Source organism: Roseibium litorale (assembly GCF_014842915.1).
Classification (GTDB): Bacteria; Pseudomonadota; Alphaproteobacteria; order Rhizobiales; family Stappiaceae; genus Roseibium; species Roseibium litorale.
The window spans coordinates 79520-104689 of record NZ_JACYXI010000012.1; the positions used below are offsets into that span (position 1 = coordinate 79520).

The 25170-nt window shown below is 60.1% G+C and carries 30 protein-coding genes; 16 read left to right on the forward strand and 14 right to left on the reverse strand.

Annotated elements, in window-relative coordinates:
* Positions 1-141 precede the first annotated feature (141 nt).
* The gene (locus IG616_RS17315; RefSeq protein WP_192149433.1) at positions 142-951 is read left to right on the forward strand and encodes an SDR family NAD(P)-dependent oxidoreductase; all 810 of its coding nucleotides are present in this window, start codon (positions 142-144) and stop codon (positions 949-951) included.
* Between the two features lie 335 nt (positions 952-1286).
* A complete protein-coding gene (gene nifA, locus IG616_RS17320) occupies positions 1287-3068 on the forward strand; it encodes a nif-specific transcriptional activator NifA (protein ID WP_192149434.1) in 1782 nt (593 codons plus the stop codon).
* Between the two features lie 228 nt (positions 3069-3296).
* Here nifA and nifV read toward each other — a convergent pair whose 3' ends face one another.
* The 8 genes from nifV to sufB form a co-directional block, all read right to left on the reverse strand.
* Positions 3297-4538, reverse strand: coding sequence for a homocitrate synthase (nifV, locus tag IG616_RS17325; RefSeq protein WP_192149435.1), 1242 nt, complete (start codon positions 4536-4538; stop codon positions 3297-3299).
* Between the two features lie 173 nt (positions 4539-4711).
* Positions 4712-5251, reverse strand: a complete 540-nt coding sequence (locus IG616_RS17330; RefSeq protein ID WP_192149436.1) for a peroxiredoxin — start codon at positions 5249-5251, stop codon at positions 4712-4714.
* 21 nt (positions 5252-5272) lie between these two features.
* Entirely contained in the window at positions 5273-5737 is a 465-nt protein-coding gene (gene irrA / locus IG616_RS17335) for an iron response transcriptional regulator IrrA (RefSeq protein WP_192149437.1), read from the reverse strand.
* 48 nt (positions 5738-5785) lie between these two features.
* A complete protein-coding gene (locus tag IG616_RS17340) occupies positions 5786-6154 on the reverse strand; it encodes an iron-sulfur cluster assembly protein (protein ID WP_192149550.1) in 369 nt (122 codons plus the stop codon).
* Positions 6154-7413 (reverse strand): cysteine desulfurase, encoded by a 1260-nt coding sequence (locus IG616_RS17345; RefSeq protein ID WP_192149438.1) that lies wholly within the window; start codon positions 7411-7413, stop codon positions 6154-6156. The genes IG616_RS17340 and IG616_RS17345 overlap by 1 nt, the downstream gene beginning before the upstream one ends.
* Positions 7403-8695, reverse strand: coding sequence for a Fe-S cluster assembly protein SufD (sufD, locus tag IG616_RS17350; protein ID WP_192149439.1), 1293 nt, complete (start codon positions 8693-8695; stop codon positions 7403-7405). The genes IG616_RS17345 and sufD overlap by 11 nt, the downstream gene beginning before the upstream one ends.
* Before the next feature lie 13 nt (positions 8696-8708).
* Entirely contained in the window at positions 8709-9458 is a 750-nt protein-coding gene (gene sufC, locus IG616_RS17355) for a Fe-S cluster assembly ATPase SufC (protein ID WP_192149440.1), read from the reverse strand.
* Positions 9459-9460: 2 nt separating this feature from the next.
* The gene (sufB, locus tag IG616_RS17360) at positions 9461-10924 is read right to left on the reverse strand and encodes a Fe-S cluster assembly protein SufB (RefSeq protein WP_192149441.1); all 1464 of its coding nucleotides are present in this window, start codon (positions 10922-10924) and stop codon (positions 9461-9463) included.
* 31 nt (positions 10925-10955) lie between these two features.
* On the opposite strand from sufB, the gene IG616_RS17365 reads away from it, so the two are divergent.
* Entirely contained in the window at positions 10956-11105 is a 150-nt protein-coding gene (locus IG616_RS17365; RefSeq protein ID WP_192149442.1) for a hypothetical protein, read from the forward strand.
* 32 nt (positions 11106-11137) lie between these two features.
* Here the strand turns inward: IG616_RS17365 and IG616_RS17370 are convergent, their stop codons facing one another.
* Positions 11138-11662: a hypothetical protein gene (locus IG616_RS17370; protein ID WP_192149443.1), complete on the reverse strand. Its 525-nt coding sequence runs from the start codon at positions 11660-11662 to the stop codon at positions 11138-11140.
* Positions 11663-11986: 324 nt separating this feature from the next.
* On the opposite strand from IG616_RS17370, the gene IG616_RS17375 reads away from it, so the two are divergent.
* From IG616_RS17375 to IG616_RS17385, 3 genes are all read left to right on the forward strand, one after another.
* Positions 11987-12220, forward strand: a complete 234-nt coding sequence (locus tag IG616_RS17375; RefSeq protein WP_192149444.1) for a BolA/IbaG family iron-sulfur metabolism protein — start codon at positions 11987-11989, stop codon at positions 12218-12220.
* A 77-nt stretch (positions 12221-12297) separates the two neighbouring features.
* Positions 12298-12687, forward strand: coding sequence for a Grx4 family monothiol glutaredoxin (grxD, locus tag IG616_RS17380; protein ID WP_192149445.1), 390 nt, complete (start codon positions 12298-12300; stop codon positions 12685-12687).
* A 34-nt stretch (positions 12688-12721) separates the two neighbouring features.
* Positions 12722-13078 carry a (2Fe-2S) ferredoxin domain-containing protein gene (locus IG616_RS17385; RefSeq protein WP_192149446.1) on the forward strand — a complete coding sequence of 119 codons (357 nt, stop codon included), beginning with the start codon at positions 12722-12724 and terminating at the stop codon, positions 13076-13078.
* Between the two features lie 65 nt (positions 13079-13143).
* On the opposite strand, the gene IG616_RS17390 is transcribed toward IG616_RS17385, so the two are convergent.
* Genes IG616_RS17390 through IG616_RS17400 form a run of 3 tightly spaced genes read right to left on the reverse strand, consistent with a single transcriptional unit; the run spans position 13144 to position 14425 of the window.
* Positions 13144-13512, reverse strand: coding sequence for a rhodanese-like domain-containing protein (locus IG616_RS17390; protein WP_192149447.1), 369 nt, complete (start codon positions 13510-13512; stop codon positions 13144-13146).
* A gap of 31 nt (positions 13513-13543) precedes the next feature.
* Positions 13544-13978: an ArsC/Spx/MgsR family protein gene (locus IG616_RS17395; protein ID WP_192149448.1), complete on the reverse strand. Its 435-nt coding sequence runs from the start codon at positions 13976-13978 to the stop codon at positions 13544-13546.
* A gap of 12 nt (positions 13979-13990) precedes the next feature.
* Positions 13991-14425, reverse strand: coding sequence for a response regulator (locus IG616_RS17400; protein WP_192149449.1), 435 nt, complete (start codon positions 14423-14425; stop codon positions 13991-13993).
* A gap of 452 nt (positions 14426-14877) precedes the next feature.
* Here IG616_RS17400 and nifH point away from each other — a divergent pair, with 452 nt between their 5' ends.
* The 10 genes from nifH (at position 14878) to IG616_RS17450 (ending at position 24263) form a co-directional block, all read left to right on the forward strand.
* Complete coding sequence (nifH, locus tag IG616_RS17405; protein ID WP_192149450.1) at positions 14878-15762, forward strand: nitrogenase iron protein; 885 nt, start codon at positions 14878-14880, stop codon at positions 15760-15762.
* A gap of 81 nt (positions 15763-15843) precedes the next feature.
* The gene (gene nifD, locus IG616_RS17410) at positions 15844-17346 is read left to right on the forward strand and encodes a nitrogenase molybdenum-iron protein alpha chain (RefSeq protein WP_192149451.1); all 1503 of its coding nucleotides are present in this window, start codon (positions 15844-15846) and stop codon (positions 17344-17346) included.
* Between the two features lie 77 nt (positions 17347-17423).
* Positions 17424-18983, forward strand: coding sequence for a nitrogenase molybdenum-iron protein subunit beta (gene nifK / locus IG616_RS17415; protein ID WP_192149452.1), 1560 nt, complete (start codon positions 17424-17426; stop codon positions 18981-18983).
* Positions 18984-19101: 118 nt separating this feature from the next.
* Positions 19102-20778 carry a nitrogenase iron-molybdenum cofactor biosynthesis protein NifE gene (gene nifE, locus IG616_RS17420; RefSeq protein ID WP_192149453.1) on the forward strand — a complete coding sequence of 559 codons (1677 nt, stop codon included), beginning with the start codon at positions 19102-19104 and terminating at the stop codon, positions 20776-20778.
* 9 nt (positions 20779-20787) lie between these two features.
* Positions 20788-22185 carry a nitrogenase iron-molybdenum cofactor biosynthesis protein NifN gene (gene nifN / locus IG616_RS17425; protein ID WP_192149454.1) on the forward strand — a complete coding sequence of 466 codons (1398 nt, stop codon included), beginning with the start codon at positions 20788-20790 and terminating at the stop codon, positions 22183-22185.
* 23 nt (positions 22186-22208) lie between these two features.
* Entirely contained in the window at positions 22209-22619 is a 411-nt protein-coding gene (nifX, locus tag IG616_RS17430; protein ID WP_192149455.1) for a nitrogen fixation protein NifX, read from the forward strand.
* The gene (locus IG616_RS17435; RefSeq protein WP_192149456.1) at positions 22619-23089 is read left to right on the forward strand and encodes a NifX-associated nitrogen fixation protein; all 471 of its coding nucleotides are present in this window, start codon (positions 22619-22621) and stop codon (positions 23087-23089) included. Before nifX ends, IG616_RS17435 begins: the two co-directional genes overlap by 1 nt.
* 9 nt (positions 23090-23098) lie before the next feature.
* Positions 23099-23296: a CCE_0567 family metalloprotein gene (locus IG616_RS17440; RefSeq protein ID WP_192149457.1), complete on the forward strand. Its 198-nt coding sequence runs from the start codon at positions 23099-23101 to the stop codon at positions 23294-23296.
* 16 nt (positions 23297-23312) lie between these two features.
* On the forward strand, positions 23313-23615 hold the full coding sequence (gene fdxB, locus IG616_RS17445) for a ferredoxin III, nif-specific (RefSeq protein WP_192149458.1): 303 nt from the start codon (positions 23313-23315) through the stop codon (positions 23613-23615).
* Positions 23616-23636: 21 nt separating this feature from the next.
* Positions 23637-24263: a nitrogen fixation protein NifQ gene (locus IG616_RS17450; RefSeq protein WP_192149459.1), complete on the forward strand. Its 627-nt coding sequence runs from the start codon at positions 23637-23639 to the stop codon at positions 24261-24263.
* A 19-nt stretch (positions 24264-24282) separates the two neighbouring features.
* Here IG616_RS17450 and IG616_RS17455 read toward each other — a convergent pair whose 3' ends face one another.
* Both IG616_RS17455 and IG616_RS17460 read right to left on the reverse strand, forming a co-directional pair.
* Entirely contained in the window at positions 24283-24597 is a 315-nt protein-coding gene (locus IG616_RS17455; RefSeq protein ID WP_192149460.1) for a hypothetical protein, read from the reverse strand.
* Between the two features lie 113 nt (positions 24598-24710).
* Positions 24711-25169 carry a hypothetical protein gene (locus tag IG616_RS17460; RefSeq protein ID WP_192149461.1) on the reverse strand — a complete coding sequence of 153 codons (459 nt, stop codon included), beginning with the start codon at positions 25167-25169 and terminating at the stop codon, positions 24711-24713.
* Position 25170 lies beyond the last annotated feature (1 nt).

The window sequence follows — 25170 nt, forward strand, 5'->3', positions numbered from 1 at the left end:
CATCTGGCATGCCGTTTGCTGCCTTCCTTCTTGAAAAGACCCGATCTGTTTCTTTCGCAAGCGGTCATGCCCTTTGGGCAAAGGTACCTGTATTGCAGGACAGGAATAGGGTCTTCGAATATTGGACCGACTGGGAACAGCATGGCCGAGACCTCCGTTCTAGACAAACCGAAATGCCCGGTTGCTCATGAGGCCGCCCGTGCGGGAGCTCTTTCTGAACTGCGAACAGTCGTCGTGACGGGTGCGAGCCGCGGTATCGGCCACGCAATCGTAAGGCGGTTCGCCGAGGACGGTTGGCGTATCATCACATGTTCGAGGCAACCCTTCGATGCGGTGCGCTGTCCCTGGGATGCGGGCCCCGAAGATCATTTGCAGATCGACCTCTCGGACCGCAAGCGAACGGCCGAGGCGATCGAAGAGATCCGGAACCGTCTCGAGGGGGGACGGCTTGACGCGCTGATCAACAATGCCGGGGTTTCACCCAAGGGGGAGGAGGGGGAGCGCCTTAATTCGCTGACCACGCCTGAAATGCTCTGGATGGGGGTGTTCCACGTCAATTTCCTCGCGCCTTTGCTACTCGCACGCGGACTGTTTGAGGAACTCGCAAATGCAAAGGGATCGATCGTCAACATCACCTCGGTCGTCGGCTCCAAGGTGCATCCCTTTGCCGGTTCGGCCTATGCCACGTCGAAAGCGGCTCTTTCCTCGCTGACGCGCGAAATGGCGGCGGATTTTGCGCCGCACGGCATCCGGGTCAATGCGATCGCGCCGGGCGAGATCGCGACCGGCATCCTGTCGCCGGGCACGGCGGAGCGGTTCGTGCCGCTTATTCCCATGCGCCGCCTCGGTCGGCCAGAGGAAGTTGCAACTGTGGTGGCTTTCCTGTGCTCCGAGGCGGCAAGCTATGTCACCGGGGAGGAAATCAATATCAATGGCGGTCAACTACTGTAAGAGCGTAGGTGTTTTTGTGTATTTGCGATTCGTTTGTGCATTTTTTCCCGGAAAATGCTGATATTTGGCGCAGGACGGGTCGAGTTATCTCTGCTAGGCTCCGTAAATAGAAGGAACAGAAGCTGCTCTGAGGGAGAGGCGGGTTCCGGATACATGAGTAAATTGCTTTGCTGGTGCGCTTGAGGCGTTTCTTGCAAGAGTTCGACGCAAAAATACCTTCCGGATACGAGTTTGGACGTTCCGCGCATTCGGAATGTGAGAACATATGCGCCTTTTGCAGGGCCGATAGGCCTGATCATGCGCGCCGGCAACCTGCCAGAGCAAGGACGCCGGGTATGAACCACTTCGTTGAAATCGCCGGAACTGATCGCCCATTGACCGGTGCCGGGGAGGCGGCCTGGAACAGGCCCAACCGGACCTCGGATATCGGGCTGCTCGGCATCTATGAAATCTCCAAACTCCTGAATGAACCGGCACGCCTGGAAACGGTGCTGGCGAGTGTCGCCAATGTGCTGAGTTCCTTTCTCCAGATGCAGTTCAGTATGATCGTGATCCTGGATGAAGCCGGCGATCCCGAAATCGTCGCGACCGCGGATGGCGCCGGTGACAGTACGGAACGCAGGGTTGATTTCCTGCCGCAGGCCGTGATTGACCAGCTGGTTGCCACGCAGACACCGGTCGTTGTCCAGAACATTGCCTCCGACCCCCTGTTTGCGGAAGTGTCTGAGCGGATCACGGCGGGCCTGAGCGGCCGCGTGTCCTTTTTGGGCGTTCCGATCAAGGCAGGCGACAAGGTGGTCGGCACCTTGTCGATCGACAGGGTGCGGGACGGGACGATGACGTTCAGGATCGACGAGGACCTCCGCTTCCTGAAGATGGTGGCCAATCTGATCGGCCAGTCGGTTAGGCTTCACCGGATCCTGTCGGCCGACCGTCAGCGGTTGCTGGACGAACGCAGCGCGTTGGAAAAGGCGCTCACCCAGGAGCTGGCCGACAAGGGCCACCTGCCAACACCGAAGAAGATCGGCGGTATTGTCGGGGAGAGCGACCGCATCCGGAAGGTGATGCAGACCATCGCCACGGTCGCGAAATCGAACTCCACCGTATTGCTGCGCGGTGAAAGCGGGACCGGCAAGGAGCTGTTCGCACGGGCCATTCACGACATGTCTGAGCGCAAATCCAAGCCGTTCGTGAAACTCAACTGTGCTGCGCTGCCGGAAAGCGTTTTGGAGTCCGAACTGTTCGGGCACGAGAAGGGCGCCTTTACCGGAGCCGTCAGTCAGCGTCAGGGCCGCTTCGAAATGGCAAATAGCGGCACTCTTCTGCTTGACGAAATCGGAGAGATTTCCGCCAGCTTTCAGGCGAAGCTTCTGCGGGTCCTGCAGGAAGGCGAATTCGAGCGGGTCGGTGGCAACAAAACGCTCAAGGTCGATGTTCGCCTCGTCTGTGCGACCAACAAGGACCTGGAAACCGCCGTCAGTAAGGGCGAGTTCCGCGCTGATCTTTATTATCGCATCAATGTGGTGCCCGTCTTCCTGCCGCCTCTGCGGGATCGTCCGGGCGATGTGAGGCTGCTTGCCAGGAATTTCCTGGACCGGTTCAACAAGGAAAACGGGCGTAAGCTGGACTTCTCGGGTATGGCGCTGAACGTGTTGGAGCGCTGCTATTTTCCGGGCAATGTCCGGGAGCTGGAAAACTGCGTGAGACGTACAGCCACGCTTGCACGCGGCGGCACGATCGACCGGGGCGACTTTGCCTGTGCCAGCGGCGATTGCCTGTCCGCGCTGTTGTGGACGGGGAGCGGGCGCCGTAATCCGGCAGAACTGACTGCTGTGGCGCCGGCTTCCGTATTGGCACCGGCTGTTCCGGAAACCGGCACTTCCTGCGCCGGATCCGAGTTCGAACTGCCGGTCGGTCCGGCACAATCCTGCGGCCATGCGGGCGTCGGCGATTGCCCGGCCATCGCCGGAGGCAGGCCGGCAGACCGGGACCGGCTGATCGAGGCGATGGAGCGCTCTGGCTGGGTCCAGGCCAAGGCCGCCCGGCTGCTCGGTCTCACGCCGCGGCAGATCGGCTATGCCCTGAAGAAGCAGGGTATCGAGTTGAAGCACATCTAGGCCACTCAAGACGGCAGGGAACCGGCTGGGTTCCTGCCGTTCATCTCATGTTTCACTGAACCTTCCAGAAAAATGCGCTGTTTGCGGCCCGCAGGATGCGCACAGTCTGCGGTTCGTAGCGGCCGGATGAACGGAAGCTGTCGCGGCGCTGAGGGCACGGGAGGGGCAAAAAGGGCCGGACAGAGCCTTTTCACAGGCCGCAAAATGCACTCCGGCGGTTGGCTAACACTAACTATGAAGCCGCCGGTGAAACTCGATGACGTGGCCTGCTCCCGGATCGTCATGCACGTCTTGGATGGGCGTAATCATCGGGTCCGGGCCGAACCCGAGGAATCCTTCGGCGACCATGAGCAGGCGTTCCAGGTCAGCATTGCCGATCGGCTCCTTGTGTCTGGTCGCATGGTGGCGAACCAGGGAGAGCAGCACGGGAGCAACACCGGGCTTCAGCGTCCGCCCCATGGCTTCGACCGCGTTGGCGAGCGCCGCTGTGCCTGAATGCTTACCGAGGATGATGGTATGACGGCGGCCGAGTTCGGCCGGATCCAGGCCCTGATAGGTTTCCGGAGCCTTCAGGATGGCCGAGACGTGAATACCCGACTCGTGGCTGAAGACATCGCTGCCTACGATGGCCTTGCCGTGTGGAATCGGACGCCCTGAGGCCGCCGCGACGCGCGTGGCGAGCATGGGAAGCTGTTTCCAGTCGACGCCGGTTGCGATACCGTCCAGCCGGCCCAGGGCCACCGCGATCTCCTCAAGGGCAGTGTTGCCCGCCCGCTCTCCAAGGCCGTTGATCGTCGCCGAAATATGACGGGCACCGGCGCGTACGGCCGCGAGACTGTTGGCGGTGGCAAGCCCCAGATCGTTGTGGCCGTGGAACTCCACTGCGATACCGCCGGCGGAGACAACCCGTTCGACCATTTTCATGGTCGAGAACGGATCCAGGATACCGACGGTATCCGCAAGCCTGAGGCGGAAGGCGCCAGCCTCGGCGGCGATATCAGCCACACGGGCCAGATGATCCGGATCTGCGCGGGAGGCGTCCTCGCCGCCGATGGCAACCTCAAAACCAGCGTCCAGAGCCATCGGCGTGAACCGGCGGATGCGGGCGAGTGCTTCTGCCTGCCCGATACCGAGCTTGTTCGACAGCATCAGATCGGACATGGGGATCGACAGGTTCACGGCATTGGCGCCGGTCTGCCGGGCGGCCTTCAGGTCGCCTTCGGTCATCCGGCACCAGGCAAGCACGCGGAAGTCCCGTCTGAGCCGCGAGATAATGCGAATGCTTTCGATTTCCTCATCGCCCATCGCCGGCGTTCCCGCCTCGATTTCCGGCACGCCAGCAAGCGCGAGGGATTCGGCTATGTCGATCTTCTCCGACAGGGAAAAGGCGACACCGGGTGCCTGCTCACCATCACGGAGCGTCGTGTCGTTCAAAAAGACGAAAGGTGGTTTGTGCGTGGCATCTTGCATTTCAATTCCTCAAACAGACTCCCAGGACCTGTTGAGCAAGAGCTGTGCCATGTATTAAGTTGTTGATTTAAATGAAATAAAAAATGAACACCTGTGTCGCAAACAAAACAGGGGCGGGTTTGCGACACAACAAGGCCGAACAGGTAGCGCGACTATGCCTTCCAAGTTGTCCGTCAGGCTGCGACCGGCTCTGCTTCCTTGAGCGCCTGCAGAATGTTCTGCGGGGACGAGACGCCATAGGGGTCGCTCTCGCAGTTGTCGGAGAAGCCTTCCTCCTCGAACCACATTTCGATGACGCCGTTGTTGACCACCGCACCGTAGCGCCAGGAGCGCATGCCGAAGCCCAGATTGTCTTTAGCGACCAGCATGCCCATCTTGCGGGTGAACTCGCCGGAGCCGTCCGGAATGACCTTCACCTTGCCGATGCCTTGCGCCTTGGCCCAGGCGTTCATGACGAAGGCGTCGTTGACCGAGATGCAGTAGATCTCGTCGATGCCTTTGGCCTTGAAATCGTCATAGAGCTTTTCGAAGTCCGGCAGCTGGTAGGTGGAACAGGTCGGGGTGAATGCGCCCGGAAGGGAGAAGAGAACCACGCGCTTGCCGGCGAAATAATCGTCAGAGGTCTTGTGTTCCCAGCGAAACGGGTTCGGGCCTTCGATGCTGTCATCGCGGACGCGGGTGCGGAAGGTCACGTTCGGTACTTTTTTCTGCATGGCCAAAATCGTCTCCTTTGTTCAGATGGCCGCCGGCCGGCCGGCGCTGACTTTCCTCACCCGGACAATGACGTCGATATGGGTCACTTCCATTCCCTCGGGTGGTTCCGGGATCCCGTCGAAGGAGACAGAGCCCGGCGGGATGTCGAGAACCTGCTTGTCGTCCTCGACGAAGAAATGGTGATGGCCGGAGGTGTCGGTGTCGAAATAGCTGGAGGCGGATTCCACCGCTACTTCCCGCAGCAGTCCGGCCTGTCTGAACTGGTGCAGCGTGTTGTAGACGGTTGCCAGAGACAGGTTCGCATTGGCCGCGATCGCCTTCTGATGCAATTCGTCGGCATTGAAATGCTGATGCATGCCGGTAAAGAGCAATTCGCCCAGTGCAACGCGCTGGCGCGTGGCCCTGAGTCCAGCCATGCGCAAAACCGCCTTCAGGCAGGCCTGCTGCGCCGGAATTGGGTGGGTGGAGGGGGTGGTGTCGGGCATTTGACTGTCTCCGCGATTTGCCGGGCTGGCGGCCTGGGACGGCTAGGGTCACATGAAACCGAGTTCGAGCTTTGCTTCCTCGGTCATTTTCGACTGATCCCAGGGCGGATCGAAAACGAGGCGCACCACGACGGCATCGATACCACTGACGTCGTTGACCGCCTTTTGAACCCAGCCGACGATTTCTCCGGCGACCGGACAGCCCGGAGCTGTCAGGGTCATCTCGATCTCCGCGATATTGAGGTCATTGACGGTAACGCTGTAGATCAGGCCGAGATCGTAGATATTGACCGGTATTTCCGGGTCCAGAACGGTCCTCAGCGCCGCGATGATGTCTTCCATCTGGCCGTCACGGCCGGATCTGCCGGTCGCGATGGCGGATGCTGCGTGTTCGTGGTTCTGCAAGCCTCTGTCCATCATCCGAAAAACTCCTTGACCTTGCGCAGGCCGGCGGCGAGCGCTTCCACATCCGAATGGGTGTTGTAGAAAGCAAATGATGCCCGGGTCGTCGCGCTGACGCCCAGGTGGTCCATCAGCGGCTGGGCGCAGTGGCTTCCGGCCCTTACGGCAATGCCTGACCGGTCGAGCAGCATGGATATGTCGTGAGCGTGGAACCCTTCGAGATCGAAGGTCACCAGCGCGCCTTTTTCAGGCGCATTGCCGAAGATCCTAAGGCCTTCGATGCGGCCCAGTTCCTCGGTGGCGTGGGCGAGCAGCTCGGCTTCGTGTGCGATCGCCGCTGCCCGGTTCAGGCCGCTCATGTAGGTCAGCGCCGCGCCGAGGCCGATGGCCTGCACGATCGGCGGCGTTCCCGCCTCGAACCTGTGCGGCGGCACGCCGTAGGTGATCCGCTCGCGGGTAACCGTGCCGATCATCTCGCCACCGCCCTGGTAGGGCTGCATAGTCGCCAGGTGCTCGTGTTTGCCGTAGAGAAAGCCGATGCCTGTCGGACCGTAGAGCTTGTGGCCGGTGGCGGCATAGAAGTCGCAGTCCAGAGCCTGAACGTCGACCGTCTCGTGAACTGATCCCTGGCAGCCGTCGACCAGCACTTTGGCGCCTGCGGCGTGGGCCATGCGGATCACGTCGTGCAGGGGTGTGAGCGTGCCCAGTACGTTCGACATGTGCGTCACGGAAACCAGTTTGGTCTTCGGCGACAGCAGTTTGGAAAAGGCCTCCAGGTCGAACGCGCCATCCTCCGTCAGCGGCACCCATTTCAGCACCGCGCCGTTTCGCTCGCGCAGGAAATGCCATGGAACGATGTTGGAATGGTGCTCCATATCCGTGATGATGATTTCATCGCCCGGACCGATCTCAGCGCCAAGGCTCGAGGCGGCCAGATTGATCGCCTCCGTGCCGCCCTTGGTGAAGATGATTTCCTCCACCTGTGCCGCATTGACGAAGTCGCGGACGACTTCGCGCGCATGTTCGAAGGCGGCCGTCGACTCGCTCGACAGGAAATGGATACCCCGGTGCACGTTGGCATAGGTCTCCGCATAGGCGCTGGTGATGGCATCCAGCACCACCTGGGGTTTCTGCGCTGAAGCGGCATTGTCCAGATAGATGAGCGGCTTGCCGTGGACCTCGCGCGCCAGCAGCGGGAAATCGGCGCGGATGGCATCGGCGTCGAAGGCTTCGGACACCGGAGCGGCCCGGAGCGTGAGCGGATTATCCGGCATGGATCACCTCCGTGGCATGAACGGCGAGCCAGTCCCTGACGGCGCCGGACGCCACTTCGCGCAGGTCCGGCCGCTCGATCGTGTCCAGGGCTTCCTGGAGGAACGCCTCGACGAGCATTGCCCGGGCCTCCTCTTCCGGGATGCCCCGGGCGCGCAGGAAAAACAGCGCCTCCCCATCGAGTTCGCCCGCCGTCGCACCGTGGCTGCATTTAACGTCGTCGGCAAATATCTCCAGTTCGGGCTTCGTCGCGATCCGTGCATCCTTGGAGAGCAGCAGGGCCCGGCTCATCTGGTAGGCGCTGGTCTTCTGCGCATCGGGGCGAACCTTGACGCATCCCTGATAGGCGCTTTTCGATGCGCCCGACAGAACGCCCCGGAAAGCCTGGCGGCTGGTGGTGTGCGGAGCCGCGTGGGTGATGATGGTGGTGTTGTCGCAGTGGCTGTTTCCGGTGACCAGAAACGCTCCGTCGATCTCCACATTGGCATCCTCACCGTTGAGTTCGAACAGCGCCTCGTGGCGGCAGAAATATGCGCCCTCGGACAGGTAGAAGCCCTTGTATTGCGCCGTTCCTGCCAGTTCGCCCAGGGTCACCGCGCTCTGGCGTGCGTCGCCACCGAGCTGGTCGATCCGGATATGGGTCAGTTTGGCCGATTGCGCCAGGCGGAGCTCGGTGACGACGGTCGCAAAACCGGGCGTTCCGCCATGGGTTTCCAGGATCGTCGCTTCCGCCCCTTCCTCAAGTTCCACCAGAAGCCGGATATGGCGGCCATCCAGGCTTTCTGCCCCATCCATGGTCCAGTTGACACGGACGTGCAGCGGGGGTGAGAGGGTCTCGCCCTTGGGTACCCGCAGGACGAAGCCCTGTTCCATCCGGGCCGTATTAAGGCCCAGGATTGGATGGTTCTTCTGTTCCGTTCCGTTGATCCGGCCGATGGTTCCGGCAAAAGGCGACCCGCTGTCGGCGAGCACATCGGTAAGAGGCACGAGATAGTCGTCGGGCAATGCCGACCGGGAGATGTCGAGCACGCCATTTTCAAAGAAGGCGACATAGGCTCCGTCCAGGCAGGGCAGGGTGCGGGATACGGCGGTGCCCGCCGGTACCCCCGCCAGAGCCTGGGACAGATCGGAATATTTCCACGATTCCTGCCAGCGGTTGGGAATGCCCAGGGCTGCGAATTTCTCGCGGCCCTGTTCACGGAGTGTCCCGGCCCAAGGGGCGGTGTCCGTCTGAAGCGCGGTCGCCGCCCTCAGAAGGTGGTCGATGGATATGATCTCTCCCATATCGCCCTCTCTCTTACGCGGCCTTGCCGATAACGGCGTCGTAGCCCTGGTCCTCAAGCTGGCGGGCCAGGGTCTTGTCCCCGGACTTGACAATCCGGCCGCCGGCCAGGATGTGCACGACATCGGGTTCGATGTAGTCGAGCAGACGCTGGTAATGGGTGATCACCAGGAAGGACGTGTCAGGACCGCGCAGGGCGTTGACCCCTTCGGCCACGAGACGCAGCGCATCGATGTCGAGCCCGGAATCTGTTTCGTCGAGAACGGCGAGAGACGGCTTCAAGAGGGTCATTTGCAACACCTCGTTGCGCTTCTTCTCTCCGCCGGAAAAGCCGACATTGAGCGGCCGGCGCAGCATCTCCTCGGAGACGTTGAGCTTCTTCGCGGCGTCCCGAACCATTTTCAGGAATTCTACAGCACTCGGTTCCTTCTCGCCGCGCATGCGGGCCTGCGAGTTCACCGCCGTCTTGAGAAAGTTCATGTTGGTCACACCGGGGATCTCGATCGGCGACTGGAACGCCAGGAACATGCCCTTGGCGGCGCGTTCCTCCGGCGGAAGATTGACGATATCCTCGCCCCTGAACTTGATGGCGCCGGAGGTCACCTCGTAGCCTTCGCGGCCGGCCAGCGTATAGGACGTGGTCGACTTGCCTGCACCGTTCGGCCCCATGATGGCATGAACTTCGCCAGCCGGGACGGTCAGTGACAGGCCTTTCAGGATGTTCTTGTCCTGAACCGTTACATGCAGATCATTGATTTCAAGCATGGCTAGCCAACGCTCCCTTCCAGACTGATTCCGACAAGCTTCTGCGCCTCGACTGCGAACTCCATGGGGAGCTGTTGCAGCACGTCCTTGCAGAAGCCATTGACAATAAGGGCGATGGCCTCTTCCGGATCGATGCCGCGGGAGAGGCAATAAAACAGCTGATCTTCGCTGATCTTGGAGGTCGTCGCTTCGTGTTCGACCATGGCCGAGCGATTGCGGGACTCGATGTAGGGCACGGTATGAGCGCCGCATTTGTCCCCCATCAGCAGGCTGTCGCACTGGGTGAAGTTACGCGCGCCATCCGCCTTGGAGTGCATGCGCACCAGCCCGCGATAGGTGTTCTGCGAGTGACCGGCGGAGATGCCCTTGGAAATGATCCGGCTTTTTGTGTTCTTGCCGAGGTGGATCATCTTGGTGCCGGTGTCGGCCTGCTGATAGTTGTTGGTGATCGCGATGGAGTAGAACTCGCCCTGGGAGTTGTCGCCGCGCAGGATGCAGGACGGATATTTCCAGGTCACCGCTGACCCGGTTTCCACCTGGGTCCAGGAGATCTTGGAATTATCGCCCCGGCAGTCGCCGCGCTTGGTGACGAAATTGTAGATGCCGCCCTTGCCGTTCTCGTCGCCCGGATACCAGTTCTGGACGGTGGAATACTTGATTTCCGCCCCTTCCATGGCGACCAGCTCGACAACGGCCGCGTGAAGCTGGTTCTCGTCGCGCTGCGGCGCCGTGCAGCCCTCCAGGTAGCTGACGTAGGAATTCTTTTCTGCGATGATCAGCGTGCGTTCGAACTGGCCTGTGTTGGAGGCATTAATCCGAAAGTAAGTGGACAGTTCCATCGGGCAGCGAACGCCCTCTGGGATGTAGACGAAGGATCCGTCGGAAAAGACTGCCGAATTGAGCGTGGCGTAGAAATTATCCGAGGTCGGAACGACGGTACCCAGATATTTCCGGACAAGATCGGGATGCCTGGCGATCGCTTCGGAAATCGGGCAGAAGATGACGCCGGCTTCCTCGAGTGTTTCCTTGAAGGTGGTGACCACCGACACGCTGTCGAAAACCGCATCGACGGCGACCCGGTTTTTCGGCTCGACACCGGCCAGTATTTCCTGTTCGGAGAGTGGAATGCCGAGCTTCTTGTAGGTTTCCAGGAGTTCCGGGTCAACTTCGTCGAGGCTCTTCGGTCCCTCCTTGCCCTTCGGGGCAGCATAATAATAAAGGTCGCCGAAATCGACGTTCGGATAGTTCAGTTTGGCCCAGGCGGGCTCATGCATAGTCTGCCAGCGCTGGTAGGCGGCAAGGCGCCAGTCAAGCATCCATTCAGGTTCGTTCTTTTTCGCTGAAATGAAGCGGATAACTTCCTCGGAGAGGCCCTTCGGAGCGAATTCGCTTTCGATGTCGCTGACGAAACCATACTTGTATTTCTGGCCCGCGAACTCTTCCAAAGTATCCATTGCTTGGGTCATGTCAGCTTCCCGACGTTGGCGTGATTCGAACATGGCGGCAGTGCGACATGGCCAATGTTTCTGGGCGAATGTCACGGATGGCCGCCCGGTGGCCATGGACACGTCCGGCACCTTGAAAAGCGCGGATTTCCGGGGTTTTGACGCGGGTGTTGAAAGGGCCGATCACGGGTTCCGTCCTTAAAGGTGCTCGGTTGGAAGTGTCTTGGAACTGTTCTAAGCAAGGGGTGTGCCACTTGCTTCCGGGGACCTCTCCGGCGGGGTATGCAGCCCATCTGCGAGTGCCGCGACGACGGGCCAGCCGGTGGAGCCGGACGGGTCGAGTTTTTCAAGTGCTGCGAGCATCTCCCGGGCCGGGGGCGTTTCATCCTTGCGCAGGAGAATGAAGCTGAGTGCCTTCAACGTATAAAGGGCGAAGCGGCCGGGCCCGTCCTTAATGGCTGCCTCGGGGTTCCAATTACGCCAGTCCGGATCCCACCCTGCCTGACTGGCCGCTTCCGCCAGGCCAGCCTCGGCAATGGCTTGCGCCTCGCCGAGATGACCCTGGTAGGTGTGGATCTTGTAAAGACAAAAATAGACCGGGAGTTCCGCCGGGGCGATCTCGAGCGCCTGCCGGAACAGGCGGCCGGCTTCGGCCCGGTCGTGCCGGTAGGCCCGGACGCCCTGCTGCAGCAGCGCGTTCACCGCTTCGGGCAAGGCTCCGAAGTCGATCAGGTCTGGTTCCAGGGGCAAGTCGGTCATGAGAGGAAGCCTTCCGCGTTACCGGCAAAATCAAACTGGCCTTCGGGGAAGCAAAAGCCGGACCGGACGGAAAACGGCCTGAACCTGCAGGACCGACAGCTTTTCGTCGTCGTTGTTCTGTCCGGTTCAAAACAGATGCCGTGTCCGGTGTCGTGAACGTGACACTGGATTTTGACGTTTCCGGACCCATTCCGGTGCTGCGGGGGCAAGAACGTTTGGTAAACCGCAGGTTTCCGGATTCCCGGGTGGGCACTTCCTAACTGGCTCCTAACTTGCTTTGGCTTCGAAAACACCTGTCACAACAGAGCAATAGGATTTGAAGCCATGGCTATGGAAGGATCGGAAATCGAACGTCTTATCAAGGATGCGCTGCCGGATGCCCGGGTTATCATTGTCGACCTGGCCGGCGACGGCAATCATTATGCCGCCAAAGTCAGCTCCGAAGCGTTTCGCGGGAAGTCGCGGGTGCAGCAGCATCAAATGATCTATGCCGCATTGCAGGGAGAAATGGGCGGAGCGCTGCATGCGCTCGCCCTAGAGACTTCAGTTCCGAACTAAAGCCGTTCTCGCGGCACGCTGCCGTCGCTGCCGTATCCCGCCTTCATCAACGCCTTGTTTTGAGAAAGGAGACTTCCATGTCCCAGTCCGCGTTCGAGCGCATCAATGACATCATCGCTGCCAGCGATGTGCACCTGTTTATGAAAGGAACTCCGGCGGCCCCGCAATGCGGGTTTTCCGGTGCTGTGGTCCAGGTGCTGAACCAGCTTGGCATTCCCTTTGCCAGCACCAATGTTCTGGCCGATCTGGAAATCCGGGAAGGAATCAAAGCCTTTTCGAATTGGCCGACCATTCCGCAGCTTTACATCAAGGGCGAATTCGTCGGCGGCTGTGACATCGTCCGGGAAATGGCGCAAAGCGGGGAACTGACCGGACTGCTCAGCGAAAGGAGCGTTTCTCCGGCGGTCTCAGAGACGGACCCGTCTGCGGCCAAGGCGAAGTTTCACCGGTCGAGCCCCGATTTCTGAGGCGCCATCTGCAAGAATTTAAGGAGAGCACCACATGGACAGCCAGGTAGCGCGTTTTGAGGATGTGCCCCAGCTTTACAAGCGTCACGTCTTTGCCTGTCACACCCAGCGGCCGCCAACCCATCCGCGCGGCAGCTGCGGCGCGGCGGGCGCACAGCCCCTGTGGGAACGCCTGAGCAGCAAAATAGAGGCTGAAGGATTGTCGGCGGATGTCGGTTTCACGGCATCGGGTTGTCTCGGCTTTTGTTCCGCCGGACCACTGATGGTGGTTTACCCGGAAGGCATCTGGTACCGGCCTTCCACGCCGGAGGATGTCGATGAAATCGTCGAGGAGCATCTGAAGAACGGTCAGCTTGTGGACCGTCTCGTCATGGTTTTCTCCCGGGCCTGATATCCAAAGCAGCCGGAAGCAGAGGAAGCTTTTGACGCGCGCGTTGCGCGCGTCCGGCATCCGGACTAGCTGAGCGCCATTTCCTTCAGCGTAACCTCCTTGGCATTCAGGCTCTGGATGGCCATCTCGGAGGCCTTCCATGCGTCATAGCCGCCATCAAGACTGTAGACCTCCTGAAAGCGGAAATCGGAGAAGGTCTGCCCGTATTCCTGGCTGGCATAGCCGCGGTAGCAATAGATAAGGACCGGCCTGTCCTTGGCGATACTGTCCATCGTGCTGGCCAGATTGGCGATGGTGACATGCCGTGCCCCGGTTATGTGGCTCTTCTTGTAGGCCTTGGCATCCCGGACATCGATCACGACCACGTCCTCGCGCGCGATCTTGTCGCGGGCAGCGGTGACATCAATGTGGCGATACGGTTTGCGCGGAAACATGGTTCAAACTCCTTGTCGCTTTGGGTCGTGTTCAAGTCCGATCGGGTTCAGGAACCGGGCAGGGGGAAGCGGAGGCGAAGCGCCGGCAGGACTCCAGGTCCTCGTCCCGCCGCTCGAAGGTCTGGAGAAGGGTCAGCACCGGTTCCCGGTCGAACCCGGCGCAGGTTTGCCCCAGCGCCACAACCAGCGGCCTGCGGATCAGCAGCGGCTCCTCGATCATCAGGGCCAGAGCCTGGTCCGGAGCGAAATCAAACGGGTTGACCACGCCAGATTTGATCTGGGCAGCCGCCGGGTTGAACCAGCTTGCCACCGGCGTTTCGCCGAAGAAGGTCCGCAGCCTCTCCGCTGTCCAGGGTTCGCTCAGGAGGTCATGAGCGCTCACCGTGTGACCAGCCTGCTGCAAGGCCCTTTTCTGCCGGGCATTGGTGCCGCAGCCGGGCTTTTCATAGAAGTCGACAGTGGCCATGGTCCTCTCCGCCTATTTGAGACCGCCAAGCTGCACCATGGCAGCTGCGCCGCCCCGGCCGAGCACCGTGTCCACCTTGGACCGGACGGCTTCCAGGGTCAGCGGCTTGAGCACGGCTCCGTTGGCCCCGGCCTTGAGAGCGGAGACGGCCACCGTCTCGTCCTCCTTCTGGCAGATGACCAGGATCTGCACGCCGGGGAACTTGATTTTCAGCTCGCCGACCAGGGCTTCGCCCCGGGCCTTGACGAAACTGACGCCGACCAGCACCAGGTCGGGCTTCAGCCAGCCCACGCCCTTGTCATAGGCCTCTTCCAGAGTTGCCATCTCATGGGTTTCGATTTCGTCCTGAAGCATGAATTGCAGAACGGTCCGGGTGATGTCGTCGTCATCGATGACAAACACGCGCCGCTGATCGACAGCCTTGGAAGTCTCAACACCGATTTGCATAGCGCCCTCGCTTGGTCTGGAAGCTTCGCGGCCATCCTGGCCCTTTCTGCCTCAAAGCAAGATCCGTTCCGAATGGACCAAAACGGGCCGGAAAAGCGGGAATTGGGCGGTTTACCGGAACCAGACGGCGAAAGCCGGCAGTTCCTGTCCGACGAATTTGTTGTGCTGTTTGTCGGAGCCGACACACCTGTGTCGTGTTCTACACATGGTTCGTCGGGACAGTATTTTTCATGAAAGCTTCATGATTTCAAAACGTTAAGCTCTTTCGACCGACTTGGCACGTTCGTTGCGAAGTAGGTCGGCGGAACGGCTAGTGAGGGCTGAGTGCACGCCTACGCTTCGACGAGCGATGTGCTCCTTCCCATGAAACCGCGAGCTCGTTTCCTGGAATGAGGCCTGTCCACGCGAGGGGCGGGACAGTCACTAACCAAACGGTTCTAAGGAGACGTACCATGTCGTCACTGCGACAGATTGCATTTTACGGAAAAGGTGGCATCGGCAAATCGACCACCTCCCAGAATACCCTGGCAGCGCTCGCCGAGATGGGGCAGCGCATCATGATCGTCGGCTGCGATCCGAAGGCAGACTCCACCCGCCTGATGCTGCACGCAAAGGCCCAGGACACGATCCTCAGCCTTGCTGCTGAAGCCGGTAGCGTCGAAGACCTCGAGCTCGAAGACGTGATGAAGATCGGCTACAAGGACATCAAGTGCGTTGAGTCCGGTGGTCCGGAGCCGGGAGTCGGCTGCGCCGGCCGCGGCGTTATCACCTCCATCAATTTCCTAGAAGAAAACGGCGCTTACGACGACCTGGACTACGTCTCTTACGACGTTCTCGGCGACGTGGTTTGCGGCGGCTTTGCCATGCCGATCCGCGAAAACAAGGCCCAGGAAATCTACATCGTCATGTCCGGCGAGATGATGGCCATGTACGCGGCCAACAACATCTCCAAGGGCATTCTGAAATACGCCAACTCGGGCGGCGTCCGCCTCGGCGGCCTGATCTGCAACGAGCGCCAGACCGACAAGGAACTGGAATTGGCTGAAAACCTGGCGAAGAAGCTGGGCACCGAACTGATCTACTTCGTTCCGCGGGACAACATCGTGCAGCACGCAGAGCTGCGCCGCATGACCGTGATCGAATACGCGCCGGAATCCGAGCAGGCTGAACATTACCGCAAGCTCGCACACAAGATTCACAACAACGCCGGCAACGGCATCATCCCGACGCCGATTACCATGGACGAACTCGAAGACATGCTGATGGAGCACGGCATCCTGAAGACTGTCGACGAGACGGAGATCGGCAAGACTGCCGCTGAACTGGAAATAGCTTAACCCGCCAAACTCGCATCCCGGCCCATGACAGGCCGGGATGTCGACACGGCCACTTCAAGGGACTGGAGCGAGGTATACGATATGAGCTTGGCCAAAACTGAGGGTGTTGGAGAGGTCAAGGCCCGCAACAAAGAACTGATCGAAGAGGTTTTGAAGGTCTATCCGGCAAAGTCCGCGAAGCGGCGTGCCAAGCACCTCAACGTCCATGAGGAAGGAAAATCCGACTGTGGCGTGAAATCGAACCTCAAGTCCATTCCCGGTGTCATGACCATCCGCGGCTGCGCTTACGCAGGCTCCAAGGGTGTGGTCTGGGGCCCGATTAAGGACATGATTCACATCAGTCACGGCCCGGTGGGTTGTGGCCAGTATTCCTGGGCCGCCCGGCGGAACTACTACATCGGCACGACGGGCATCGACACCTTCGTGACCATGCAGTTCACGTCCGACTTCCAGGAAAAGGACATCGTCTTCGGCGGCGACAAGAAACTCGCCAAGATCATGGACGAAATTCAGGAACTGTTCCCGCTGAACAACGGTATCACCGTTCAGTCGGAATGCCCGATCGGCCTTATCGGCGACGATATCGAAGCCGTGTCCAAGCAGAAGTCCAAGCAGTACGAGGGCAAGACCATCGTCCCCGTCCGTTGTGAAGGCTTCCGCGGCGTGTCGCAGTCCCTCGGCCACCACATCGCCAACGATGCGGTCCGTGACTGGGTCTTCGACAAGATCGACGAGAACATGCCGGCACGGTTTGAATCGACCGATTATGACGTCGCCATCATCGGCGACTACAACATCGGTGGTGATGCCTGGTCGTCGCGTATCCTGCTTGAAGAGATGGGCCTGAGGGTGATCGCCCAATGGTCCGGCGACGGCAGCCTGGCGGAACTGGAAGCAACGCCGAAGGCGAAGCTGAACGTGCTGCACTGCTACCGGTCGATGAATTACATCTCCCGTCACATGGAAGAGAAGTACGGTATTCCGTGGTGCGAGTACAACTTCTTCGGGCCGAGCAAGATTGCGGAATCCCTGCGCAAGATCGCAAGCTTCTTCGACGACAAGATCAAGGAAGGCGCAGAGCGCGTCATCGCCAAGTACCAGCCCCTGATGGATGCGGTCATTGCCAAGTACCGGCCGCGGCTGGAAGGCAAGACGGTGATGCTTTTTGTCGGCGGCCTGCGTCCGCGCCACGTGATCGGCGCTTACGAAGACCTCGGCATGGAGGTGGTCGGCACCGGCTACGAATTCGGCCACAACGACGACTACCAGCGCACCGCCCAGCACTACGTCAAGGATGGCACGCTGATCTACGACGACGTGACGGGTTACGAGTTCGAAAAGTTCGTCGAGCGGATCCAGCCGGATCTGGTTGGTTCAGGCATCAAGGAAAAATACGTTTTCCAGAAGATGGGTGTTCCGTTCCGACAGATGCATTCCTGGGACTATTCCGGTCCGTATCACGGCTTTGACGGCTTTGCGATCTTCGCTCGCGACATGGACATGGCGATCAACGCTCCGATCTGGAAGATGGCAAAAACTCCGTGGAAACGTGGCCTTATGCCGAAACTGATCGCAGCTGAATAACGCGGTGCCCCTTGGCCCCGCATAAGCGGGGCCAAGTTCCTGCCGGCGCACCCACTCAGAATGCAAAGGGCTTCATCATGACACAGAACGCTGAAAACGTGCTCGACCACTTCGAGCTATTCCGTGGCCCGGAATACCAGCAGATGCTGGAAAACAAGAAGAAGATGTTTGAAAACCCCCGTGATCCGGCCGAGGTGGCACGTGTCCGGGAATGGGCCAAGACCGAAGAATACAAAGAGTTGAACTTCGCCCGCGAAGCTCTGACGGTGAACCCGGCCAAGGCTTGCCAGCCGCTCGGCGCTGTGTTCGTCGCTGTCGGTTTCGAAGGCACCATCCCGTTTGTCCATGGCTCGCAAGGCTGCGTTGCCTACTACCGCAGCCACCTGTCGCGCCATTTCAAGGAGCCGAGCTCCTGCGTGTCGTCCTCGATGACGGAAGACGCGGCCGTGTTTGGCGGCTTGAACAACATGATCGACGGTCTGGCCAACACCTACAGCCTCTACAAGCCAAAGATGATTGCGGTCTCGACCACCTGCATGGCGGAAGTTATCGGTGACGACCTCAACGCCTTCATAAAGACCGCGAAGGAAAAGGAATCTGTTCCGCAGGAATTCGACGTCCCCTTCGCCCATACCCCGGCCTTCGTCGGCAGCCATGTCACCGGCTATGACAACGCGCTCAAGGGCATCATCGAGCATTTCTGGGACGGCAAGGCCGGCACCGCGGAAAAGCTGGAGCGCAAACCCAACGACAGCATCAACTTCATCGGCGGTTTCGACGGCTACACCGTCGGCAATATGCGCGAAGTCAAACGCATCTTCGACATGATGGGTGTCAACTACACCATTCTCGGCGACAACTCCGATGTCTTCGATACGCCGACCGACGGTGAGTTCCGCATGTATGACGGAGGCACCACTCTGGAGGACGCCGCCAACGCGATCCACGCCAAGGCGACGATCTCCATGCAGGAATACTGCACCGAAAAGACCCTGCCGTTCATCAAGAACCACGGGCATGAGGTGGCAGCATTCAACCATCCGGTCGGCGTAGCATCCACGGACGCCTTCCTGATGGAAGTCGCCCGCCTGACGGGCAAGGAAATTCCGGAAGAACTGGCCAAAGAACGCGGCCGCCTGGTCGACGCGATCGCCGACTCCAGCGCGCATATTCACGGTAAGAAATTTGCCATCTACGGTGATCCGGACCTCTGCCTCGGCCTGACCGCGTTCCTGCTCGAACTCGGCGCCGAACCGACCCATGTCCTGGCCACCAACGGAACCAAGTCCTGGGCGGCAAAGGTCGAAGCGCTGCTGGCGTCTTCCCCGTTCGGCAAGGACTGCCATGTCTATCCGGGTAAGGACCTCTGGCACATGCGCTCGCTGCTGTTCACCGAGCCGGTCGATTTCCTGATCGGCAACACCTACGGCAAGTACCTGGAGCGTGACACCGGCACCCCGCTGATCCGGATCGGCTTCCCGGTCTTCGACCGGCACCATCATCACCGCCGCCCGGTCTGGGGCTATCAGGGCGGGATGAATGTGCTGATCACCATTCTCGACAAGATCTTTGACGAGATCGACCGGAACACCAACGTCCCGGCGAAGACGGACTACAGCTTCGACATCATTCGCTGAGGCGAACCAGGGCAAGGCGGTCCCGCGCTTCTCGTGCGGGACCGCGGACTGCGACAGCATCACGGCTGCCGGGACGCCGGCGGTTCGTTCTTCCGGTTCCATTTGTCAGGAGAGACGCATGAGTTCGCTTTCGGCCACTATTCAGGACGTGTTCAATGAGCCCGGCTGCGGCAAGAACGCGAACAAGTCGGAGGCGGAACGCAAGAAGGGCTGTACCAAGCAATTGCAGCCTGGCGGTGCGGCTGGCGGTTGCGCCTTCGACGGGGCGAAGATCGCTCTGCAGCCTTTGACCGACGTCGCTCACCTGGTTCACGGGCCGATCGCCTGTGAAGGCAATTCCTGGGACAATCGCGGCGCCAAATCCTCCGGCTCGCAGATCTGGCGTACAGGCTTCACCACCGACATCAACGAGACCGACGTCGTGTTCGGCGGAGAGAAGAGGCTCTTCAAGTCCATCCGCGAGATCATTGAGAAATATGATCCGCCGGCGGTTTTCGTTTATCAGACCTGCGTGCCAGCGATGATCGGCGACGACATTGACGCGGTCTGCAAGGCCGCAAGGGAAAAGTTCGGCAAGCCGGTCATCCCGGTCAACGCGCCGGGCTTTGTTGGTCCCAAGAACCTCGGCAACAAACTCGCCGGCGAGGCGTTGCTGCAGCACGTCATCGGCACAGAAGAGCCCGAATACACGACCCCATACGACATCAACATCATCGGCGAGTACAATCTGTCCGGCGAACTCTGGCAGATCAAACCGCTGCTTGATGAACTCGGTATCCGGATCCTCGCCTGCATTTCCGGCGACGGAAGATACAAGGACGTTGCCTCGTCCCACCGGGCCAAGGCCGCGATGATGGTCTGCTCCAAGGCGATGATCAACGTCGCCCGCAAGATGGAGGAGCGCTACGGCATACCGTTCTTTGAAGGCTCGTTCTACGGCATTCAGGACACGAGCGATGCTCTGCGCGAAATCTCCCAGCTGCTGGTGGAACGTGGCGCCGATCCGGAACTGCTGGACCGCACCGAGGCACTGATTTCGCGCGAAGAAGCCAGGGCATGGGCAGCAATCGAGCCGTTTAAGCCACGCTTCAAGGGCAAGAAGGTTCTGCTGATCACCGGTGGCGTGAAGTCCTGGTCCGTGCTCGCCGCGCTGCAGGAGGCCGGACTGGAGCTGGTTGGAACCAGCGTCAAGAAGTCCACCAAAGAGGACAAGGAACGTATCAAGGAACTCATGGGCCAGGACGCGCACATGATCGAGGATATGACCCCGCGGGAGATGTACAAGATGCTGAAAGATGCCAAGGCCGACATCATGCTTTCCGGCGGCCGCTCCCAGTTCGTGGCGCTCAAGGCTGCGATGCCGTGGCTCGATATCAACCAGGAGCGTCACCATGCCTACATGGGCTATGCCGGCATGGTGAAGCTTCTCAAGGAAATCGAGAAAGCCCTCTACAACCCCGTCTGGAAACAGGTTCGCAAGCCCGCACCGTGGGAAAGTGAGGAAGAGACCTGGCAGGCCAAGGCGCTGGCCGAAGCTGCGGCCGAGGAAGCCGCACTAGCGGCCAATCCGGTATTGGCCGAGCAAAGACGCCGCGACACGGCAATCTGCCGGTGCAAGTCGGTTTCCGCCGGCGCCATTGAAGATGCGATCTCTGCCTTTGATCTGAAGACGGTGGATGAGGTGCGCGAGCACACACAGGCTTCAGGCGGCTGCACGGCCTGCATCGAGAAGGTGGAGGATATTCTTGCTTCGATGAACAGGGCGGACCCGGCCTTGTCCGTCGCAGCGGAGTAGGGGGCGGTGATGGCTGAGGTCAAGGTTAGCAAGAAGGCCTGTTCGGTAAATCCTCTGAAGATGAGTCAGCCCATCGGTGGCGCGCTCGCCTTCATGGGACTGCGTGGCGCAATGCCGCTTTTGCACGGCTCTCAAGGATGCACCTCGTTCGGTCTAGTGCTGTTCGTCCGGCACTTCAAGGAAGCCATTCCCCTCCAGACAACCGCTATGTCGGAAGTCGCGACGGTGCTGGGGGGATTCGACAATGTCGAACAGGCAATCCTGAACATCAACAACCGCACCAAGCCGGAAATCATCGGCATCTGCTCCACCGGCGTTACTGAAACAAAAGGGGACGATGTGGAGGGTTACATCAAGATGGTCCGGGCAAAGCATCCCGAGCTTGATCGCTTGCCGATCGTCTATGTTTCGACCCCAGACTTCAAGGATGCGTTCCAGGACGGATGGGCGAAGACCGTTGCCCGGATGGTGGAGTTGCTGGTCGATACGCCGGCGGAAGGCGCGGCCAAGGATCCCAACCGTCTCAACGTGCTGCCGGGGTGCCATCTGACACCGGGCGATCTCGACGAACTGCGGACGATTATCGAGGACTTCGGGCTGGCGGCGACGTTTTTGCCGGACATCGCCGGATCTCTGGACGGTCATATTCCAGATGATTTCACGCCGACCACGATTGGCGGCGTTGGTTTGGAAGAGGTTGCTGCCATGGGCCAGGCGGGGTGGACCATCGCCATCGGCGCACAGATGCGCCGCGCCGCGGAAGCCATGGAACAGAAGACCGGAAGTCCCTTCAAGCTGTTTGAACGGCTCTGCGGCCTTGAGGCCAACGATGCGCTGATTGTGTTTCTCAGCCAGATCAGCGGCCGTCCTGTGCCGAACAAATACCGCCGCCAGCGCGGTCAGCTCGTCGATGCGATGCTTGACGGTCATTTCCATATTGGCGGCCGCCGCCTTGCCATCGGTGCCGAGCCGGACCTTCTCGGCGATCTGGGCGGCATGCTGCATGAGATGGGCGCACACATGTGCGCTGCCGTTACGACCACCCAGTCGCCGGTGCTGGAGCATCTGCCTGCGGACGACGTGCTGATCGGCGATCTGGAGGATCTGGAGACGCTTGCGCGCGAGCGCTGCTGCGATCTTCTGGTGACACATTCGCACGGACGGCAAATGGCCGCCCGGCTTGGTATTCCCTTCTTCCGGGCGGGGCTCCCCATTTTCGACCGGATCGGGTCCGGTCACCAGCTTTCGATTGGCTATCGCGGGACGCGCGATCTGATCTTCAAGATCGCCAACTTGCTGATGGCCGATCACGACGAGAATCACGAACCGACACCTGAAACCTGGCGTGATGGAATTGGGCGCGAAGGCGCCGGGCATGGAGACGGTTCATCTGCAACGGCCCACTAGTTTACGAGCGGAGGTGAAGGCGCATGAAAGTCGCATTTGCAACCCAGGACCTCAAAAGGGTCGATGCCCATTTCGGCTGGGCCAAGCATATCGCCATCTACGACCTTGAGCCGGAAGGCCACACCTTCCTGGAGGCGGTCGAATTCGAGGGCGATCTCAGGGAAGATGGCAATGAGGATAAGCTCGCGCCGAAAATCGAGGCGATCAAGGACTGCGCCATTCTCTACGTTGCCGCAATCGGGGGATCAGGTGCGGCGCGGGTCGTCGCCAACAACATTCATCCGATGAAGGTGACCCAGCCGGAGAACATCGAGGAGTTGCTCGACAAGCTCCAGGACGTGCTCAAAGGCAATCCGCCGCCCTGGCTGCGTAAGGTCATGATGAAGGGCAAGGAACGCAGTTTCGACGAGTTCGATGATGAGGATGAAAACTGATGGCTGAAGCAGCAACCCTTCCTGAAGAAACGTCCGTAGCAGACGCGCCGTTTATCAAGGAAATGATCAAGGTCTGGCGCGCTCAGGACATGCATGGCACCTGGGAGAACAAATCGGATTTCGATCTCCTGAAGCCGTACATCCTCACCAAGGAAGAGCGGCGCGCTTTGCCGATCGTCGGCGACCCCGATCCGGACACGGTCTGGCGCATGGAACTTTTGTTCAACGCCGTCTGCCTGTCCATTGAAAGGGCGACCAAGGTGATGATCACACCGATGCTGAAAATGCATCACGAAGGCTTCGGCCGGATGGTGCTCATCGGCGGCCGGCTGATCGTCGTGAACAAGCAACTGCGCGACGTGCACCGGTTCGGATTCGACAGCCTGGAAAAGCTCGCAGAGCAAGGCGACAAGTACGTGAAGGAAGGCGTCGATATGATCAACCGGTTCCCGGACGTGGCGAAATACTGAGGTAGAGCGATGAATGACGTGGAAACGCTGAAGGCGGAAGTGAAGAAACTATCCTCAAGGGCGACTGCCCTGAAGATGGACCTTCACGACCTGGCGGAAGATCTGCCGGTCAACTGGCAGTCCATCATGAATGTGGCGCAGGAAACATACAGCACCTATCAGGCGCTGGAATCCAAGCGCGCCGAGCTCAAGCAGCTCGAGGCATAAGGAGGGGATCATCATCATGAGCGCCCATTTGACACGTGATGGCCGGGACTGGTCGCCAGACTTCCTGGTCGCGATCGATGGCGAGGTCTGCATCGGCTGCGGCCGCTGTTACAAGGTCTGCGGACGTGAAGTGATGACGCTTAAGGGCCTCAACGAAGACGGCGATATCGTCGAACTCGACGATGACGAGGATGAGGAAGTCGAAAAGAAAATCATGGTGATGAACGACACCGGGGCCTGCATCGGATGCGGTGCCTGCGCGCGTGTTTGCCCCACCAATTGCCAGACCCATATCAGCCAGGTTGCGAAGGCGGCCTGACGGAAAAACCACGAGGCTCAGATGACCGGTGACGAAGCCTATCGCTGGCTGATTGACGCATCCGTTCATTCGGAGTGCGATCCCTTCGACATCCACGTGGCCGCTTCGATTCTTGCGCTCGCACTCGCTGAAATGGAAGCGATGGATCAGCGCAGCCTTGGCGACGGGGCCGGGCTTGGCGAGGAGGAACTGAACCGCTTGAGCTTTCGTATGTTTCCGGCTATCGCCGGAGCGCTTCAGGACCTGGCGGAGGGCTCCGACCCGGAGATCGGTGAGGAGGAACAGTCAGTCCGCGACATCCTGCTGATGTATGCGAGCGGGGCAGGGGATCTGGAAAGAACCTTTGCCGCCATGATCGCCCGGCGTTGCAAGGCACCCCATCACCTTTGGCAGGATCTCGGCCTGCGTCACCGTGGTGAGCTGTCGGAACTGATGGAGCGGCATTTTTCGAGGCTCTCGGCCCGCAACAGCGAAGACATGAAATGGAAGAAATTCCTCTACCGGATGGTGTGCGGCTCGGCCGGCTTCTCGCTGTGCACATCGCCGGTGTGTTCCGACTGTGACGACTTCGACAATTGCTTCGGCGATGAGAGTGGCGAAGCCCGCCTTGCCCGGATTGCGAGTGGAGTGGCGGGCCAGCCTTGTTGATATCAGACTTCATTGATCCCTACTCGACACCGTCCATACACGCACGGCGCCTTACCGCAAGCCGGAAGCGCTCGGAAATTGCCGCCGGGTTGGCGAGGATCTGCTGTTCCGTTTCAGCGAAGGCTTCCTCAACCTTCCTGGCCTCTTGAGCGGTAAGGGCGATCCGGCCGGCCATATGGGTCGCTGCCGGCATGATTTCCTGAATGGCACGCTTATTGGGGTGCATCTCAACCTCGATCAGCTCGAAAGCCTCCAGTTTGCCGTCCAGGCAGACGGCCAATCCGTTGACCTCGACCTTGCGCCCGTCTTCCGTCGTCTTGATCAGTGTTGCCATTGGTGTGCTCCAGTGGTGTGTTCTGGCAGATGTCATCGAGCGTGTCCGGTTTCCGACAAAATGGCGCCTTTGAAACGCGCCGCCGGAACCCGGCGCGGGGAAACCAGGCTGGTTTAAAGCGTTTGCGGCATGGCGTAGCCGGGACGCGGCCGGCTCTCGAAATAGTCTTTTCGCTCCGGCCAGCCGTCTTCCTCCTGGATCTTGAACAGGGCGACCTTCACTGGCGCTCCCTTGGAGCAAGAGACTTCGGCGAACTTGATTTCCCGGGTTCCGGGACCGGCGGAAAAGTCGGCGGCAACGGTGCCGTCTACTGTACAGGCGCGGGCAAAACCCGGCGTTCCAACGTCTTCCGCCGCGACGGTTTCTTCCACGAATACAGGGGCTTCGCCGTCTTCGGAACGTTCTCCGAAGGCGGGCGAAGCAAAGGTGAACACCGCGAGCACACTGCTGCGGTCGACCGGCAGGTCCGCGGTGAGCGGGCGGGCTACGGAATAGACGGTCAGGGTGCCGCCGGCGAGTGCCGCCTTGATGTCGTCCAGGCTGGAGTTCGCAAATGCCTCTGCAACCTTCATG